The following is a 14754-nucleotide window of genomic DNA, read 5'->3' on the forward strand; positions in this document are numbered from 1 at the left end:
TTACTTGACGGAGCCAGCCAGAAGGCCGCGCACCAGGTAGCGTTGCATCGCAAAGAACACGAGCAGCGGCACCGAGATGGAAACGAAGGCGGCTGTCGCAAGGATTTCCCAATTGCCGCCGCGGGTGCCGAGCAGTTCGACAATCTGGTTGGTCATCACCGTGGTGTTGCCTGTGCTGTCGATCAGGAACACTTTGGCGACCAGCAGGTCGTTCCAGGTCCACAAGAACTGGAAGATGGCAAAGGAGGCCAGCGCTGGGAAGGACAGCGGCAGGATGATCTTTGTGAAGATCTGGAAGTCGGTGGCGCCGTCGACCTTGGCGTTTTCGATGATGTCGCGGGGCAGGCCGGACATGTAGTTGCGCAGCAGGTAGATCGCGAGCGGCAGGCCAAAGCCTGTGTGGGCCAGCCAGACGCCGAGGTAGCCTTTGCCGATGCCAATGTTGAGGTGCAATTTCAACAGTGGGATTAGCGCCAATTGAAGCGGCACAACGAGCAGTCCTACCACGGCCGCAATCAGCAAGGCACGGCCCGGGAATTCCATCCATGCCAGCGCGTAGGCGGCGAAGGCGGCAATCACAATTGGGATGATTGTGGCCGGAATAGTGACTGTCAGCGTGTTGAGAAACGCTTTGGTCATGCTGTCGTTGCTGTTGCCGGACAGGAGCACCTGATCATAGTTGGCGAGTGTGAACTCAGGCGGCAAGGTGGCGGTGATGAAAACGCGCTGACCGCGCTTTTTCAGCTCTTTGGTAGAAGTGAATCGGTAGTTGCCTTCCGCGTCCATGGTGAAGGTCTTGGTATCTTTGGTGAAGCTGGCCACCTCGCCCACGGCGTAGGCGTCCACAGCTTTGGACGAAACCCCAAAGCGAGTGATTTCTGTGCCAGTCTCGGGGCCATCTTCTGCCTCTTCCAGCAGATTGCCTTTAACCACCCAAAGCTCGCCCTCTTGCGTGGCAGCCTCAGCACCGCCGGTGCGCAGCTGCACCACCTGTTCAGAAGGGAACAAGGCTTTCCACCAGCCGGAGGCGGCAATTTGATCCGCGGTGCGGAAAGACGACACCAGTAGGCCTACGGTGGGGAACAGCCAGAGCAGTACAAGAACAACAACAGAGAGGTTCACTGCCCAGGAAAGACCGGATTTGCGTCCTGCGATATTATCCATGATCTCTCTCCTCAGCGCATTTCTTTGCGGGCCTGCACCACGTTCCAGATCAGGATCGGGGAGACGAGCAGCATGATGATGATGGCGCTGGCGGAGCCTACGCCCCAGTCGTTTGCGCGGAACAATTTGTCGTACATGTAGTTGGCCAGCACCTGGGTTTCCCACTGGCCGTTGGTCATCGCGAAGACGATGTCAAAGACCTTGAGCACGACCAGCGTGATGGTGGTCCAAACCACCACAATGGTGGGCATGATCTGTGGGACCTTGATCTTGAAGAAGATCTGGAACGGGTTGGCACCATCGACAATCGCGGCCTCGACGGTTTCCTCTGGGATGCCACGCAGGGCGGCGGAGAGGATCACCATGGCAAAGCCGGTTTGGATCCAGATCAGCACGACCATCAGGAAGAAGTTGTTGTAGAACGGAAGCGTCAGCCAAGTCTGGGGCTGGCCGTATGGGAAGTCCATGCCGATGATGTCGAGGATGTTGCGCAGCGCGATCACGGCAATATAGAGACTAACAAGGCCAGAAAAGGCGCGCAGGGCCTTCAGGACGATGTTGTCCTTGCCGTCTAAAATTGGGCGGAGCAGCAGCCAGCCGACATAGGCCACGATGGCGGCAAAGGCTGCGAGGATCAGGACAGGGACGACCTTCAGGAACAGGATGGACCCAAAGCCACCGTCAAATTGCATCCATACAGCGTTCAAGATGCCGATCTGCTCGTTGCCAGCCGGGCGGGCGTCATAGACCAATTTGAAGATCACCGAGGCGCCCACAAAAGAAATCGCCATGGGCATGAAGATCAGAGACTTGGCAAAGGCGCCCCATTTGATGCGGTCGGTGAGCTGGGCCGCCAAAAGGCCAAAAGCGGTGGAAGCGGCGGGGACAACAATCAGCCAGAGCATGTTGTTGCGCATGGCTTCCCAGAACTTGGGTTCGGCAAACATCTGTTGGTAGTTGGCGAGGCCGACAAAAGCGTCGTCTTGCGTGCGGTCTGTCAGGGACAGGCGCAGGGTCTCAAACACCGGGTAGCCGAGATAAAGGCCGAGGGCCACAATCGCGGGGCCAAGGAAGAGCCAAGGACGGACCATGTTGGCACGGTTGATGTTGCGCCCTGCGTTGGGGCCGCGTGCCGGAAACAGTACTTTGTCCAGAAATAGGTTGGAGAGGTAGAAATACCCGAGGCATCCCCCAACTCCGACAATGATGGTCACAAGACCCAGCACTGCTGGTGACATGACGCGCTCCCCCCCCGAGGTTTTAGTGGGCTCCCCCGCGCAGTGCGCGCGAGGGGGCAGTTTGTTGTCGTGTGTGAAGAATTACTTCAGCGCGTCCCAGCTATCCTGGATTTCCTGCGCCACGGTGGCGGCGTCTTTGCCGCTGGTGAAGTCAACCATGCCGGTCCAGAAGGAGCCTGCGCCGACACCACCTGGCATCAGGTCGGAACCGTCAAAGCGGAACGTTGTGGCGTTCACCAGAATGTCTGCCTGACCACGCAGCGCGTCGTTCAGGTAGGTTTCTGGGTTCACACCTTTGTGCGGGGTCAGGAAGCCGGACTGTGCCGCGAAGACTTCGTGGGCCACCGGCAGCTGGAAGAACTCCATCAGCGCGGAAGTGGCATCAGATGGATTGGTGATCGCCATCAGTGTGCCGCCACCCAGAACCGGGTTGCCGAGGTCTTTGCCTTCGTAGGATGGGAAGTAGAAGAAATCTACGTCTTCACCAAACTCGATGCCTTCTGGGAAGAACGCCGGCACAAAAGATGCCTGGCGGTGCATGTAGCATTCCAGAGGGGAGTTAAACATGCCTTTTGGGCTGTCGCGGAAGTCTGTGGTGGCCACTGCACCGGCGCCGCCGGAAACTTTGGCGTCATCACCAACAAACCAACCGAACTCTTCAATCGCAGCCACAACGCGCTCGTCGTTGAAGGCGATTTTGTTGGTGGTCCAGTCGTCGTAAACGTCTGCTGGCTGGGTGCGCAGCATGATGTCTTCAACCCAGTCCGTGGCTGGCCAACCGGTGGCGGCACCGGAGCCCAGACCGACACACCATGGGGTTTCGCCGTCAGCGACGATCTGCTCGGTCAGTGCGCGCAGGTCTTCCATGGACTCAGGCACTTCATAGCCTGCGTCTTCAAAGTTTTCCGGCACGTACCAAACGAGGGATTTGACGTTGACGTTGTAGAAGAAGCCGTAGTGCTGATCGGCGCCCATTTTGTCGGCGTAGGTGCCCAGATCAACCCAGCTTTGGCCTGCGCCGTAGTTGTCCACGGTCCATGGACCCATGGATGCTGGCAGCGGGTGCAACAGGCCGCGTGCGGCGAGGTCAGAGGCCAGACCTGGCTGTGGGAACACGGCGATGTTTGGGGCAGCGCCGGCTTCGGCGTCGATCACGATCTGCTGCTCAAAGCTGTCGGAGCCGGTGTAGATCGCCTCGGCGCCAGTGGCGTGGGTGAAATACGCCAGCACGGAGCGGAAGACGTCATCTTCGGGCTGCAACCACGGGCCAGCGACGGTCACGGTTTGGCCAGACAGATCCGGCGCGTTTTCGGCCCATGCGGTGTAGCTGTCCCAGTTGAAGGCGCCTTCGCCGGGCGCAAATTTCAGATGGCCGTCAGCCATCGCAGAGCCGGCGGTCAGGGCCAGAACGGCTGCGCCTGCGTAAAGAGTCGGTTTCATGAGAGTTCCTCCCAGTTTCATGAACTGGAAACCAATTTACCAAAGCGCTTTGAAAATTGCAACGGTGAAGAAAACGGCCTGCTTGTCACCATGATGCTTATGATTTATTAGGAAAAACGGGAGGAGCGCTGCGCAGATCGTGCAAAAACAAGAGAAAAGCACGACTCATTAATCAAAGCGCTTTGATAAATGAAAAAGAAGTCAATGAACCTAAAAGAGCTTTCGGACTTGCTGGGATTGTCCCAGACAACGGTGAGTCGGGCGCTCAATGGCTATCCGGAAGTGCGCGAATCAACGCGGCAGAAAGTGATGGAAGCGGCGCGGGCACATAATTACGCGCCAAACACGCGGGCCAAAACGCTGGCGACCGGAAAGGCCATGACCATCGGGCATGTTTTGCCGGTGTCCAAGAAGCACGAGATGGTGAACCCGATTTTTGCGGATTTCATCGCGGGTGCGGGAGAGATCTACTCGGACAATGGTTTTGACCTGTTGCTGTCGGTCGTCGATGACGATTCCGAGGAGGCGAGTTATCGCAAGCTGGTGTCGCGCGGCGCGGTGGATGGGATCATCGTGCACGGCCCCAAGGTGAATGACAGCCGGATTGCGCTGTTGCGCGAACTTGGCGTGCCCTTTGTGGTGCACGGGCGCTCCACCGAAATTGACGCAGACTATAGCTGGGTGGATGTGAACAACACCCGCGCGTTTCAGCGGGTGACAGAGTTTTTGTTAGACTTGGGGCACCGGCGGATTGCGCTGCTGAATGGTTTGGCGGACATGGATTTTGCGACGCGCCGTGGCGCTGGCTACCTCGCGGCGCTCGAAGCACGTGGGGTGCAGGTTGATCCGGCGCTGATGTTCCACGAGGAAATGACCGAGAACTTCGGCTTTGAAACCGCGCGCAAACTGCTGGCGGCGGACAATCCTCCTACGGCGTTTGTCGCGTCGTCGATTATTCCGGCCATCGGGGTGCGGCGTGCGATTTCCGATGCGGGATTGGAGATGGGCAAAGACGTGTCTGTGGTGATCCACGATGACGCGCTGAGCTACTTTAGCAATGATGGGGATGAGCCAGCGTTTACAGCTGTGCGCTCGTCCGTTCGCCAAGCCGGGCGACATGTGGCGCAGGCTTTGATCAACAAGATCGCAACGCCGGGCGCGCCGGTGCATCAAGAGATGCTGGAAGCGGTTCTGACCGTGGGGCGCTCGACTGGGCAGGCTCCAGCGTTGCGGCAAGCTATGGAACAAGAAAAGTAGAGACTGATGCAGCACAAACGCTCCGATTTTCCTGATGGGTTTCAGTTTGGCGTGGCCACGTCGAGCTATCAGATTGAGGGTCACAAATATGGCGGTGCCGGGCGCACGCACTGGGATGATTTTGCCGCCACGCCGGGCAATGTGGTGCGGGCTGAAAACGGCGCGTTGGGTTGTGATCATTACAATCGGCTTGAGGAAGACCTCGATCTGATTGCCGGTCTGGGCGTGGATGCTTATCGGTTCTCTACCAGTTGGGCGCGGGTGCTGCCGAAGGGGCGTGGCGCGGTCAATGAGGCGGGCCTCGATTTTTATGACCGGTTGGTGGACGGGCTGTTGGAACGCGGGATCAAACCGGCAGTGACACTGTATCACTGGGAGATGCCCTCCGCGCTGGCCGATCTGGGCGGCTGGCGCAACCGCGATGTGGCGCAGTGGTTTGGCGATTTCACGGAAGTGGTGATGGGGCGGATCGGAGACCGCGTTTGGTCGGTCGCGCCGATCAACGAGCCATGGTGTGTGGGCTGGCTCAGCCATTTTGTTGGGGCCCATGCGCCGGGTCTGCGCGACATTCGTGCCACCGCGCGGGCGATGCACCACATCATGTTGGCGCATGGTACGGCGATCCAGCGAATGCGTGGCTTGGGTATGAAAAACCTCGGCGCGGTGTGTAACTTTGAATGGGCGACCCCGGCGAGTGACTCGCCGGAAGATGTCGCTGCCGCCGCGCGCTATGACGCGATTTACAATCGGTTTTTCCTCGGGGGGATTTTCAAAGGGGAATACCCGGAACTGGCTCTTGAGGGGCTGGAGCCGCATTTGCCAACCGGCTGGCAGGATGATTTCCCTGTGATCAGTTCCCCGGTCGATTGGAGCGGGCTCAACTATTACACGCGCACGCTGGTGCATGATGATGCCGCAGCTCCCTGGCCGCGGTATCGGCAGAGTGTGGGCGACTTGCCAAAAACCTCGATGGGGTGGGAGATCTATCCCGATGCGTTGCGGGCGTTTTTGGTGCGCATGGCTCAGGAATACACTGGAAATTTGCCAATTTACGTGACTGAAAATGGCATGTCGGCGCCAGATGAGATTGCGGATGGTGTGGTCGCGGACCCGCATCGGATATCCTATCTCAACAGCCATTTGGCGGCGGCGAAAGATGCGATTGACGCAGGTGTGCCTTTGGCGGGCTACTATGTGTGGTCTTTGATGGACAATTACGAGTGGGCGCTGGGCTATGAAAAGCGGTTTGGTCTGATCCACGTGGATTTTGACACGTTTGAGCGCACGCCGAAGCAATCTTACCATGCTCTGGCAGAGGCGCTGCGCTACTGATCAAGCAGAGAGGCTGTCGAGTTTTTTGCGGAAAGCCAGAACGGTGGCGCGGTTGGTGATCTTCTGCGTTTTGGCAAAGCCGAAGTGGTGCAGATGCTCCGCCACCGGACTCGCCGTGCTGCAGGAGGCGTGGAACGACGTGATGCCGGTATTTTGCGCAAGTTCGGCCAGATTAGAGACTGATACGCCGCTGCCCACCATGATCTCGATCCGACCTTTAGCGGCCTCTTGCATGGCGCGCAGAGTGGCTTGACCGTCCACAGCGCGAGGGGCGCCACCGGACGTCAGGATGCGGTGAATCCCGAGTTCAATCGCCTGTTCCATGGCCGCCAGTGGATTCGGCAGCAAGTCGATAACCCGATGTAGGGTCACCTCAAGTCCTTCCGCCTCAGCGACAAGGTCACGCAGGGTGGGGAGGTCCAGTTGATCGCCTTTGGATGCACCAATCACAACACCTGCTAAACCGGCTTGTTTCGCGGCCTCGACGGAGGCGCGCATGGCTTTTTGATCAGCCACGTCATAGCAGAAATCTCCGGCGCGCGGCCGGATCATGACATGTGAGGGAATGGCGCTGTCCTGTGCGGCGGCAATCAGGCCCGGGCATGGGGTCAATCCGCCCACGTCCAGGGCGCTGCACAGTTCGATGCGGTCCACCACATCGTCGCAGGCGGTAAACCCAGCGGCGGTGTCGATGCAGACCTCAAATGTGAGACTATTCCGCGGCATCTGCGGTCTTTTGGGCCTCAAGTGCTTCGGTCAAAGTGGCACGCACAGCGTGATCGTCACCCAGAAGGAGCACGTCGTCGGTGCGGCGGTTTGCCAGCTGCCCAATGTCCGGCAGCCCAATGCAGGTGGCTGGGTTGGAGATGGCCATACGCAGCGCGGTTTCCTCAGACAGACCGACCTTGTGGATCAAACGCTGAACGCCTTCGGCTTGCGTGACATGCGCACCGGCCAGGCTGCCTTCTTTGTTGATCAGGCGGCCGTTCTTTAGCATCACACGATGGCCGTAGAGGTCAAAGTGATCGGGTCCCCCCACGGTGGCCATGGAATCCGACACAAGGATCATGCGATCGTTTTCCGGGCGCGCGCGCACGGCCAGACCCACCATGCTGTCAGCCACGTGATGGCCGTCACAGATGATACCAGAATAGATAGTTGAGTTGATCACTGCACCGACCGCGCCGGGTTCGCGGCTGGTCATTGGTGACATGGCATTGAACAGGTGGGTGGCGCAGGTGGCACCGGCCTCGATGGCCTCGTTGATCTGCGCGGCGGTGGCGTTGGTGTGGCCAATGGAGACCACAGCGCCAGTGTCTGCCAGCTTGGCGATGGTTTTCAGAGGGGTGACCTCTGGTGCCAGGGTGATCAGCACCGGAATGTTGATGTCGCGCAGATGGGTCACCACCGCCATGGTGCGGTCGTCAAACGGGCGCACGTAGTCTGCTTCGTGGGTGCCACGACGCTCTTTGGAGATATGTGGCCCTTCGATGTGCAGACCCATCACGCCCGGCAAGCCCTGCGCGGCGATGGCCGCATTGGCGGCGTTGTCCAGGACGTCGGCGCTGTCGGTGATCACTGTGGGCAGGAGCGCCACGGTGCCGAAGCGACGGTGGGCCTCTGCTATGGTGGCAATGCCGTCGCGTGTGGGAGTTTCGTTGAGAAACACGCCACCGCCACCGTTGACCTGCAAATCGACGTAGCCGGGCGTCAGCAGGCCGGAAACCTTGAGAGCATTCTTCGGGGCGGGTCCGATTTCGGTAATCTGACCGTCTTTGACGTGCACACCGACGCCAGTTTGAATGCTGTGACCGTCAAACAAACGGTCCGGGGCGATCCAACGATCGGTCATGGGGATACCTCAAAGAAATAGGGTTCCAGCGCCAGTTCGATTTGCGCATCGATCAGGCGTTGGGCGTGAGAACCAGACAATTGTTCGGCACGTTCCAGCGTGGTGGTGCCAAAGGCGGCGCGGACGTGCGCTTCAGACAGGGTGTCAGGGGTGTCCGAGAGGAGCTGCTGCACCGCGGCTTGCGCCTTGGGCTGTGGCCAGTAGTAGCGGATGCGGTCCGCAAGACCGAAGTGGCGCTGGCGACGCAGGCAATTTGTGTCGCCGTGGTAATGGCCTTGCCAATACTTTGGATCACTCAACATCAACTCTTCCATCGTGGCGCGCAGCACGCCGGAGGGTTGGCGCAGCGCATCCAGCGCATAAACCGCCTGCCGGTAAGCAAAGGTCAGCGCCGGGCCCACCTTCTGGAAGGCAAAGCCAAGTTCCGCAAGGCGCACATAGGTGAGCGGGCGTTGATAGTCGGTGGAGTGTGCTTCCAGGCATACAGTTGGGTGATCGGCGATGGCGGCGAGGAAGCCGGGATCACGATTGAGCGGCAGGTGATGCACGTCTGTGGGGCCAAACTCGACGCCGGGCTGTACCACGAGGCCGCCAATAGAGGACGCCAGTTCCCCAAAGGTGTCGATGTGGGCCTTAAGCGTGGCGGCGGCGTCCTGTGCGTTGGTTGGCGGGATGTCGCCATCTTCGTCAGCACGGGCACCTCCGGGGGGCGGCACTTCTGTACCGACCACAAACAGCAGATCGTCGCTTTCCTCCGCGCAAACACGGGCAAGATTAGCGGAGCGCTCTGCGGTTTGATCGTCGGTCAGTTGCGCAGCTTCGCCGGCGCAGCCTTCGGAACAATCGAGATGAATCTTGCCAAAGCCGGCCTTCACATAGTCGCGCACCAGAACGCGGGCTTTCTCCATCGCGTCATCGGCGGACATGGAGCGCCAGGCTTGTGGGCCAAGGTGGTCGCCGCCAAAGATGATGCGCTCGCGGGCGACATTGGCGCGGTCGGCAATGCCATAGACGAAACGGATGAAACCTTCGGGTGTGATGCCGGTGTAGCCGCCGTCTTGATTGACCTGGTTGGAGGTGGATTCAATCACGATCTGGCGGTCCAGTCGTTCGGCCAGCACTAGGGAGGCGCGCAGAACGTCGGGATGTGCGGAACAAACCGATGGGATCGCCACTGGTGTGCCAGCGCGGTTTTTCTGAATAATAGAACGCAGGGCGTGTGTCATAAGTTGGCCTCCTGCCAAGCGGCATACGCGGCCCCGCGGGCGCCGCTGCTGTCACCGCCTTGCGCCAAGGTCAGGCGGGCGGTGGAGAAATCCCCGATTTGGGCTTTTTGTGCGGCAACAGAAAGGTCCTGGATCACACCGTCGATCTGGCTCAGGCCACCACCCAGCACAATCACGTCCGGATCGGCGGTTAGAGTCAGACTGTGGATCATATCCGCGGCCAAAGTGCACCACACATCCCAGACCTCGGCCATGTCATCATGGCGGCGGGCGGCGATTTCCGGTGGCGTGACCCTCTGGCCCGTGAGGGTTTCAGCCAAAGCGGCCAAACCCGGCCCCGCGACATAGGTCTCGATGCAGCCCAAACGGCCACAGCCACAGCGGCGAATGGGCAGGTTGTAACGGGACACGATATGCGCGGGCGCAGAGGTGTGGCCGAACTCGCCGCCGGTCAAGGTTGGGCCCTGTAGCAGAGACTGATTCACCACAATACCGCCACCAATGCCGGTGCCAAGGATCAGGGACATGACAATATTCTGACCTTTGCCAGCACCAAACACCGCTTCGGACAAGGCCAATGCGCGGCAGTCATTCACGTAGGTGATGTGACGGCCGGCAGCAGCGTTGATGTCTGTTGGCAGTGGCTTGTCTGTGGCTGGCAGATTGGCGGTCAGGGCCAAGCCGGTTTGGGGATTGACCAGACCAGCGGCACCAATGCCAACGGGCAGTTTTTCACCGGACTCGGCTTCAGCCCAGGCCACCTGATTGGCCACGGTTTGCACCAGACCTTCATAGGTTTTTGGCGTTGGCTCGCGGTGGCGGGCCACCTCGTTCCATTCTGCATCAAACAGGCGGACCTCACATTTGGTACCGCCAAGATCGATCCCCGCAACGGTCATCAGCCCACTCCGTGCAGTTTCACACCAGAGACCACGCGCGAGAGCGTGCCTTGGCCAGTGAAGGGGTCGTCAACATTGAGGCCCAGATCTGCGGCCCATTTCACGCCGTCGATTTGCGAAGACGCAATGGACAGCGGTGCGGCCCAGGCGGTGCCAAAGGGCATGTCGATGGCGATGTCGCCTGCGGGGCCAATATTGGTCACACGGGCGTCTGGGAACTGCGCACGCAATTCTGCCACTAAGTCGGTGTCATAGGCGTTTGTTGGCGCCTGCGGGCTGCTGAACACGGTGATCGCGGTCACGTCGCGCACAAAGGATTTTGGACCGTGACGGAAGCCCAGCGAGCTGTCCCAGAGCGCAGGGGTTTGACCTGCAGTAAGCTCCATAACCTTCAGTGCAGCTTCACGGGCGGCAAAGGCCAGTGGGCCGGAGCCGACATAGACCGCGCGATCGGGGCGCGGGGTGCCAAACTGTGGCAGCAGACCTTCAAGCTGATCAGCCAGCGCGTTGAAGCGCGCTGGTACATCGCAAGGTTCGTCAAACAGCGCCAAGGCCGTCAGGAGCATCGTGGAGAAGCTGCTGGTCATGGCAAAGCCTGCGTCGTGGGTGACTTCAGGCAGGTTGATGACCTTCAGCGGGCTCGGCGATGTGCGGGTTGCGAGCGCGCCGTCGGGGTTGCAGGTGATGTGCAGCCGCGGGGCTTCTGGGGCCAAAGCGTCCAGAACATCCAGAGTGCCGAGGCTTTCAGCAGAGTTGCCGGAGCGGCCAAAGCTGACCACCAATGGGCGGTTGCCAGTCAGGAACGCTCGCGGGTTTGCGACCAGATCGGTGGAAGGGACCGAGCGGGTGCCCGGCACAGCTGCGGCGATGATATCGCCAATATACGCGCTTGTACCTGCGCCACAGAACCATACTTCGTCTGCGTTCTGCGCAGCAATCCAGCTGCGCAGGCCTGTTACGTCGAGCGCGTTGCCCCAGGCCCGCCAAACGGCAGGCTGCTGGTGAATTTCGCGCCACGTGGCCCAGGTGTCCAAGGTCGTGCTCATGTGGTCTGGGTCACTTTCGCCAGAGTTTCCGGAGTGTCCGGGTTCAAGCCCATTGCGAGCGCGGTTTCAAGGATGACCGGGTAGATCAGCGCAAGAAGGTAGGCGGCTGCGGCGGCTGGCTTGATTTCCGTGTCGATCAGGTCTGTCACGCGAATGCGATGCACGTCACAGCCAACAGCGGTGAAACGCGCTTCGGCTTGATCGAGGCTGTCTTGAATGTCGGCCTGGCCCGTGTCGAGGATCAGCACCATCATCGGGTTGGTCGCCAGTTGCAGCGGACCGTGCAGCACTTCAGACGCGGAATAGGCTTCGGCGTGCAGGGCGCAGCATTCTTTGAGCTTCAGCGCAACTTCGTGGGCGGCGCCAAAACCTGTGTCACGGCCAATCACATAGAAGTGGCGCGCGCGCAGGAAGGCGGCACGCAGGGCGGCGGCATCTGGCAGCGTGGAAGGCGCGGCGGCGATGGCATTTGCGGATGGCTTAACGTCGTAGGAAGACTCTATACCGGCCAAAAGTGCCATTCCAGCGGCCACAGAACCCACCACTGTTTTGGTGGCCGGAACGGCATTTTCAGGACCGGCTCCGATTGCGATGGTGGCATCAGCAGCAGCTTCCACAGGGCTGTCCGGGATGTTGGTCAGCGCCAGAACTTTGGCCCCACGGGAGGCGGCGCCTTTGGCGCTGCGCACGAGGTCTTCGGAGGCGCCGGACTGGCTCACCACCAGCGCGGCGGCGTTGTCCATAGACACACCTTTGCCGATGGAGAAAATCGACGGCGGCAGCGAGGTCACTGGCACGCCAAGTTCCCGCATAAATTCATAAGACAGGATGTTGGCGGCTGCATCGGAGGAACCGCGTGCAATGGTGTAGATCGCTTTCACAGCGTCCAGGTTTGGCAGCGAAACGTCTTGAGTTGCGGTCTTGGCAAAGACATCAAGTGCCTCTGCGCTCTCTTTGGCCATCATTGCGCCGTGTACGGGGCTGTTCATTGTCATTCTCGCAATCCAAACTTATCGAATTCGGCCCAAACAGGGGCCATGTTGATCATTTTTCCGTCGATGCGCGCTTCATCGAGCGCCATCGCGACAAGGCCTGCCTCCAGCGCGTCAACCACGCCAACCGGTAGGGTCTCGGTTTCGCCTCTTAGGAAGGCCACGATGTCGTCCACCATCATGTGGTCCGCGCCGTAGTGAGCCGAGGCCCGGGCGCTGTCCATTTGGGTGTAATCGTGGTCGGCAATCACCGAGCCATCGCGTGCGGTGGCTTTCAGATAGCCGCGGACAAAGTCGCCTTCGGCCATGCCCAGAGCGCCCATCACACAGAACCGGCGGTGCTCATCTGGCACGTTCAGGTTGGTGTGAAACGACAGGGAGGCGCCGCTCTCGTACTGCAAAATCGCGGTCTGATAGTCGATGATGTCGCCGTCTGAGTGGAACGGGTCATCAATGCTCTGCCAGACGCTTTTCTTGCGGTGCATGATTTCGTTTTCGGTGTTTGAGGCGGGCGCAAACGCCGGAACAAATGATTTGCGCCCGCCAAAGCTCGCGACCTGGGAGGGACGCGATCTTGTCACCATGTTGTAAATATCGATGTCGTGGCAGCATTTCTCGAGCATGAAGCCGCCGGACCACTGCACCATGCGCCGCCAGTCGCGCATGAAGAACGCGCCATGATAGGGAGCGATGTGCTCGTTGGCTTCCAGCGACGTGATCGGGCCAAGCTGATCCAGCACGCGGCGCAGATCGACCATATGCTGCGAATAGCGCAGCACTAGGCCGACCATAACGCTGTCGGTGCCATGCTCCGCCAGGAGCGCTGCCAGTTCCATGGTCTCCTCTTTGGTGGTGACCACAGGTTTCTCAGTAAAGATGCGCACGCCTGCAGCGAGGCCGATCTTGATATGCTCCAGATGGAAGCTGTTGGGCGAGCCGACAAAGAAGAGATCCGGCGCGGTTTCCGCCAGCATAGTCTCTACTGTGTCAAACTGGGGCACCTCGGTGCCGATCATGTCCAAATGGGTGGGTTGCGGGTCATAGAACCCGACAAACTCCACCTCCGGCATGGCCTCCTTGAGGATGGAGAGCACATGCCCGGCCCGAAGACCTATGCCTGCTGTGACAACGCGCATGGGAGGTCCTTACGCCACCAGAGCTGGCGCGGATTTGCGGCGCAGCACCTGACCATTTGATTGGAATACGTGGCAATCTTCTGGCGCCACGGACAGGCGCATGTTTTTGCCCTGCTGAATTGGTGCGTCACCGGACAGGGAGGCACAAAAGCGAGTGCCGTTGCCAATGGTACCGTAGGTGATCGAGACGCCGCCAAGGCGCTCCAGCACGTCTACAGTAATATCCAGACCTTCTTCGGCGAGGGTTACGTGCTCGGGGCGGATGCCCACTTCAACGGTGTCGCCTTTGGAAACGCCAGCGGTGTCCACGGGCAAGGACATGCGGTGGCCGCCTTCCAGTTCAACGGTCAGAGCGCCGGTGGTTTCCAGAACGGTGGCGGGCACAAAGTTCATGTTTGGCTGGCCGATAAAGCCCGCAACAAACTTGGTTGCAGGGTGGTGATAGAGTTCCATTGGCGTGCCGAACTGCTCAACCTGACCGCCGTTCAGAACCACAATGCGGTCCGCCATGGTCATGGCTTCGACCTGATCGTGGGTCACGTACACCATGGTGGCGTCGAGTTGGTTGTGCAGTTGGCTCAGTTCCACGCGCATGTCGCCCCGCAGGGCAGCGTCGAGGTTGGAGAGCGGTTCGTCAAACAGGAAGACCTTCGGGTTGCGCACAATCGAGCGGCCGATGGCGACACGCTGGCGCTGACCACCGGAGAGCTGGCTCGGCTTCAGATCGAGTTTTTCGGTGAGTTGCAGGATGTCGGCGGCGCGTTTCACGCGCGCGTCCATTTCGCCTTTTTCCATCTTCTGCACGCGCAGTGGGAAGGCAATGTTTTCGTAGACGCTCAGGTGTGGGTAGAGCGCGTAAGATTGGAACACCATGGAGATACCACGGTCCACTGGGGCTGCGTCGCTGACGTCTTCGCCGCCGATCACAATGGAGCCGGAGGTGGATTCTTCGAGGCCGGCGATGATGCGCAGCAAGGTTGATTTGCCGCAGCCGGATGGGCCTACGAAGACCACAAATTCTTTGTCCTCGATTGCCAGGCTGATGTCGTGCAACACCTTGGCCGAACCGAAGGACTTGTTGATAGCATTCAGGTTGAGCGTCGCCATGGGTCTGTCCGTTTGTCTGAGAAGTTTCGTGAGTGGAGGCACCCCGGGCACGCCGCGCAGTTTGG

General features: G+C 59.8%; 13 protein-coding genes. 2 read left to right on the plus strand and 11 right to left on the minus strand.

Translation table 11 applies throughout. The features are described 5' to 3' along the window. From MK208_RS07160 to MK208_RS07170, 3 genes are all read right to left on the minus strand, one after another. Entirely contained in the window at positions 1-1164 is a 1164-nt protein-coding gene (locus tag MK208_RS07160) for a carbohydrate ABC transporter permease (protein ID WP_294115382.1), read from the minus strand. Positions 1165-1175: 11 nt separating this feature from the next. Then, the gene (locus MK208_RS07165) at positions 1176-2402 is read right to left on the minus strand and encodes a sugar ABC transporter permease (protein WP_294115383.1); all 1227 of its coding nucleotides are present in this window, start codon (positions 2400-2402) and stop codon (positions 1176-1178) included. A gap of 81 nt (positions 2403-2483) precedes the next feature. Beyond that, positions 2484-3842, minus strand: a complete 1359-nt coding sequence (locus tag MK208_RS07170; RefSeq protein WP_294115384.1) for an ABC transporter substrate-binding protein — start codon at positions 3840-3842, stop codon at positions 2484-2486. Positions 3843-4046: 204 nt separating this feature from the next. Here MK208_RS07170 and MK208_RS07175 point away from each other — a divergent pair, with 204 nt between their 5' ends. Then, the gene (locus MK208_RS07175; RefSeq protein WP_294115788.1) at positions 4047-5099 is read left to right on the plus strand and encodes a substrate-binding domain-containing protein; all 1053 of its coding nucleotides are present in this window, start codon (positions 4047-4049) and stop codon (positions 5097-5099) included. Between the two features lie 6 nt (positions 5100-5105). Beyond that, positions 5106-6431 (plus strand): GH1 family beta-glucosidase, encoded by a 1326-nt coding sequence (locus MK208_RS07180; RefSeq protein ID WP_294115385.1) that lies wholly within the window; start codon positions 5106-5108, stop codon positions 6429-6431. Here the strand turns inward: MK208_RS07180 and MK208_RS07185 are convergent, their stop codons facing one another. The 8 genes from MK208_RS07185 to ugpC are packed head-to-tail and all read right to left on the minus strand — an operon-like array spanning position 6432 to position 14689. After that, positions 6432-7157 (minus strand): copper homeostasis protein CutC, encoded by a 726-nt coding sequence (locus tag MK208_RS07185; RefSeq protein WP_294115386.1) that lies wholly within the window; start codon positions 7155-7157, stop codon positions 6432-6434. Further along, positions 7144-8283 (minus strand): N-acetylglucosamine-6-phosphate deacetylase, encoded by a 1140-nt coding sequence (nagA, locus tag MK208_RS07190; RefSeq protein WP_294115388.1) that lies wholly within the window; start codon positions 8281-8283, stop codon positions 7144-7146. Before nagA ends, MK208_RS07185 begins: the two co-directional genes overlap by 14 nt. Further along, positions 8280-9509, minus strand: a complete 1230-nt coding sequence (locus MK208_RS07195; protein WP_294115390.1) for a class II D-tagatose-bisphosphate aldolase, non-catalytic subunit — start codon at positions 9507-9509, stop codon at positions 8280-8282. The genes nagA and MK208_RS07195 overlap by 4 nt, the downstream gene beginning before the upstream one ends. Next, positions 9506-10408, minus strand: a complete 903-nt coding sequence (locus tag MK208_RS07200) for an ROK family protein (protein WP_294115391.1) — start codon at positions 10406-10408, stop codon at positions 9506-9508. The genes MK208_RS07195 and MK208_RS07200 overlap by 4 nt, the downstream gene beginning before the upstream one ends. Then, positions 10408-11454, minus strand: coding sequence for an SIS domain-containing protein (locus MK208_RS07205; RefSeq protein WP_294115393.1), 1047 nt, complete (start codon positions 11452-11454; stop codon positions 10408-10410). Before MK208_RS07205 ends, MK208_RS07200 begins: the two co-directional genes overlap by 1 nt. Further along, positions 11451-12449: an SIS domain-containing protein gene (locus MK208_RS07210; RefSeq protein WP_294115395.1), complete on the minus strand. Its 999-nt coding sequence runs from the start codon at positions 12447-12449 to the stop codon at positions 11451-11453. Before MK208_RS07210 ends, MK208_RS07205 begins: the two co-directional genes overlap by 4 nt. Beyond that, positions 12446-13582: a Gfo/Idh/MocA family oxidoreductase gene (locus MK208_RS07215; RefSeq protein WP_294115397.1), complete on the minus strand. Its 1137-nt coding sequence runs from the start codon at positions 13580-13582 to the stop codon at positions 12446-12448. Before MK208_RS07215 ends, MK208_RS07210 begins: the two co-directional genes overlap by 4 nt. A 9-nt stretch (positions 13583-13591) precedes the next feature. Then, positions 13592-14689 (minus strand): sn-glycerol-3-phosphate ABC transporter ATP-binding protein UgpC, encoded by a 1098-nt coding sequence (ugpC, locus tag MK208_RS07220; protein ID WP_294115399.1) that lies wholly within the window; start codon positions 14687-14689, stop codon positions 13592-13594. Positions 14690-14754 lie beyond the last annotated feature (65 nt).

The sequence above is a fragment of the Shimia sp. genome (assembly GCF_022448905.1).
Taxonomy (GTDB): Bacteria; Pseudomonadota; Alphaproteobacteria; order Rhodobacterales; family Rhodobacteraceae; genus Shimia.

What these genes read in the sequence shown, in the direction of transcription:
- MK208_RS07160 (WP_294115382.1), bottom strand. Translation starts at nt 1,164, where the DNA reads ATGGATAATATCGCAGGACGCAAATCCGGTCTTTCCTGGGCAGTGAAC.
- MK208_RS07165 (WP_294115383.1), bottom strand. Translation starts at nt 2,402, where the DNA reads ATGTCACCAGCAGTGCTGGGTCTTGTGACCATCATTGTCGGAGTTGGG.
- MK208_RS07170 (WP_294115384.1), bottom strand. Translation starts at nt 3,842, where the DNA reads ATGAAACCGACTCTTTACGCAGGCGCAGCCGTTCTGGCCCTGACCGCC.
- MK208_RS07175 (WP_294115788.1), top strand. Translation starts at nt 4,047, where the DNA reads ATGAACCTAAAAGAGCTTTCGGACTTGCTGGGATTGTCCCAGACAACG.
- MK208_RS07180 (WP_294115385.1), top strand. Translation starts at nt 5,106, where the DNA reads ATGCAGCACAAACGCTCCGATTTTCCTGATGGGTTTCAGTTTGGCGTG.
- MK208_RS07185 (WP_294115386.1), bottom strand. Translation starts at nt 7,157, where the DNA reads ATGCCGCGGAATAGTCTCACATTTGAGGTCTGCATCGACACCGCCGCT.
- nagA (WP_294115388.1), bottom strand. Translation starts at nt 8,283, where the DNA reads ATGACCGATCGTTGGATCGCCCCGGACCGTTTGTTTGACGGTCACAGC.
- MK208_RS07195 (WP_294115390.1), bottom strand. Translation starts at nt 9,509, where the DNA reads ATGACACACGCCCTGCGTTCTATTATTCAGAAAAACCGCGCTGGCACA.
- MK208_RS07200 (WP_294115391.1), bottom strand. Translation starts at nt 10,408, where the DNA reads ATGACCGTTGCGGGGATCGATCTTGGCGGTACCAAATGTGAGGTCCGC.
- MK208_RS07205 (WP_294115393.1), bottom strand. Translation starts at nt 11,454, where the DNA reads ATGAGCACGACCTTGGACACCTGGGCCACGTGGCGCGAAATTCACCAG.
- MK208_RS07210 (WP_294115395.1), bottom strand. Translation starts at nt 12,449, where the DNA reads ATGACAATGAACAGCCCCGTACACGGCGCAATGATGGCCAAAGAGAGC.
- MK208_RS07215 (WP_294115397.1), bottom strand. Translation starts at nt 13,582, where the DNA reads ATGCGCGTTGTCACAGCAGGCATAGGTCTTCGGGCCGGGCATGTGCTC.
- ugpC (WP_294115399.1), bottom strand. Translation starts at nt 14,689, where the DNA reads ATGGCGACGCTCAACCTGAATGCTATCAACAAGTCCTTCGGTTCGGCC.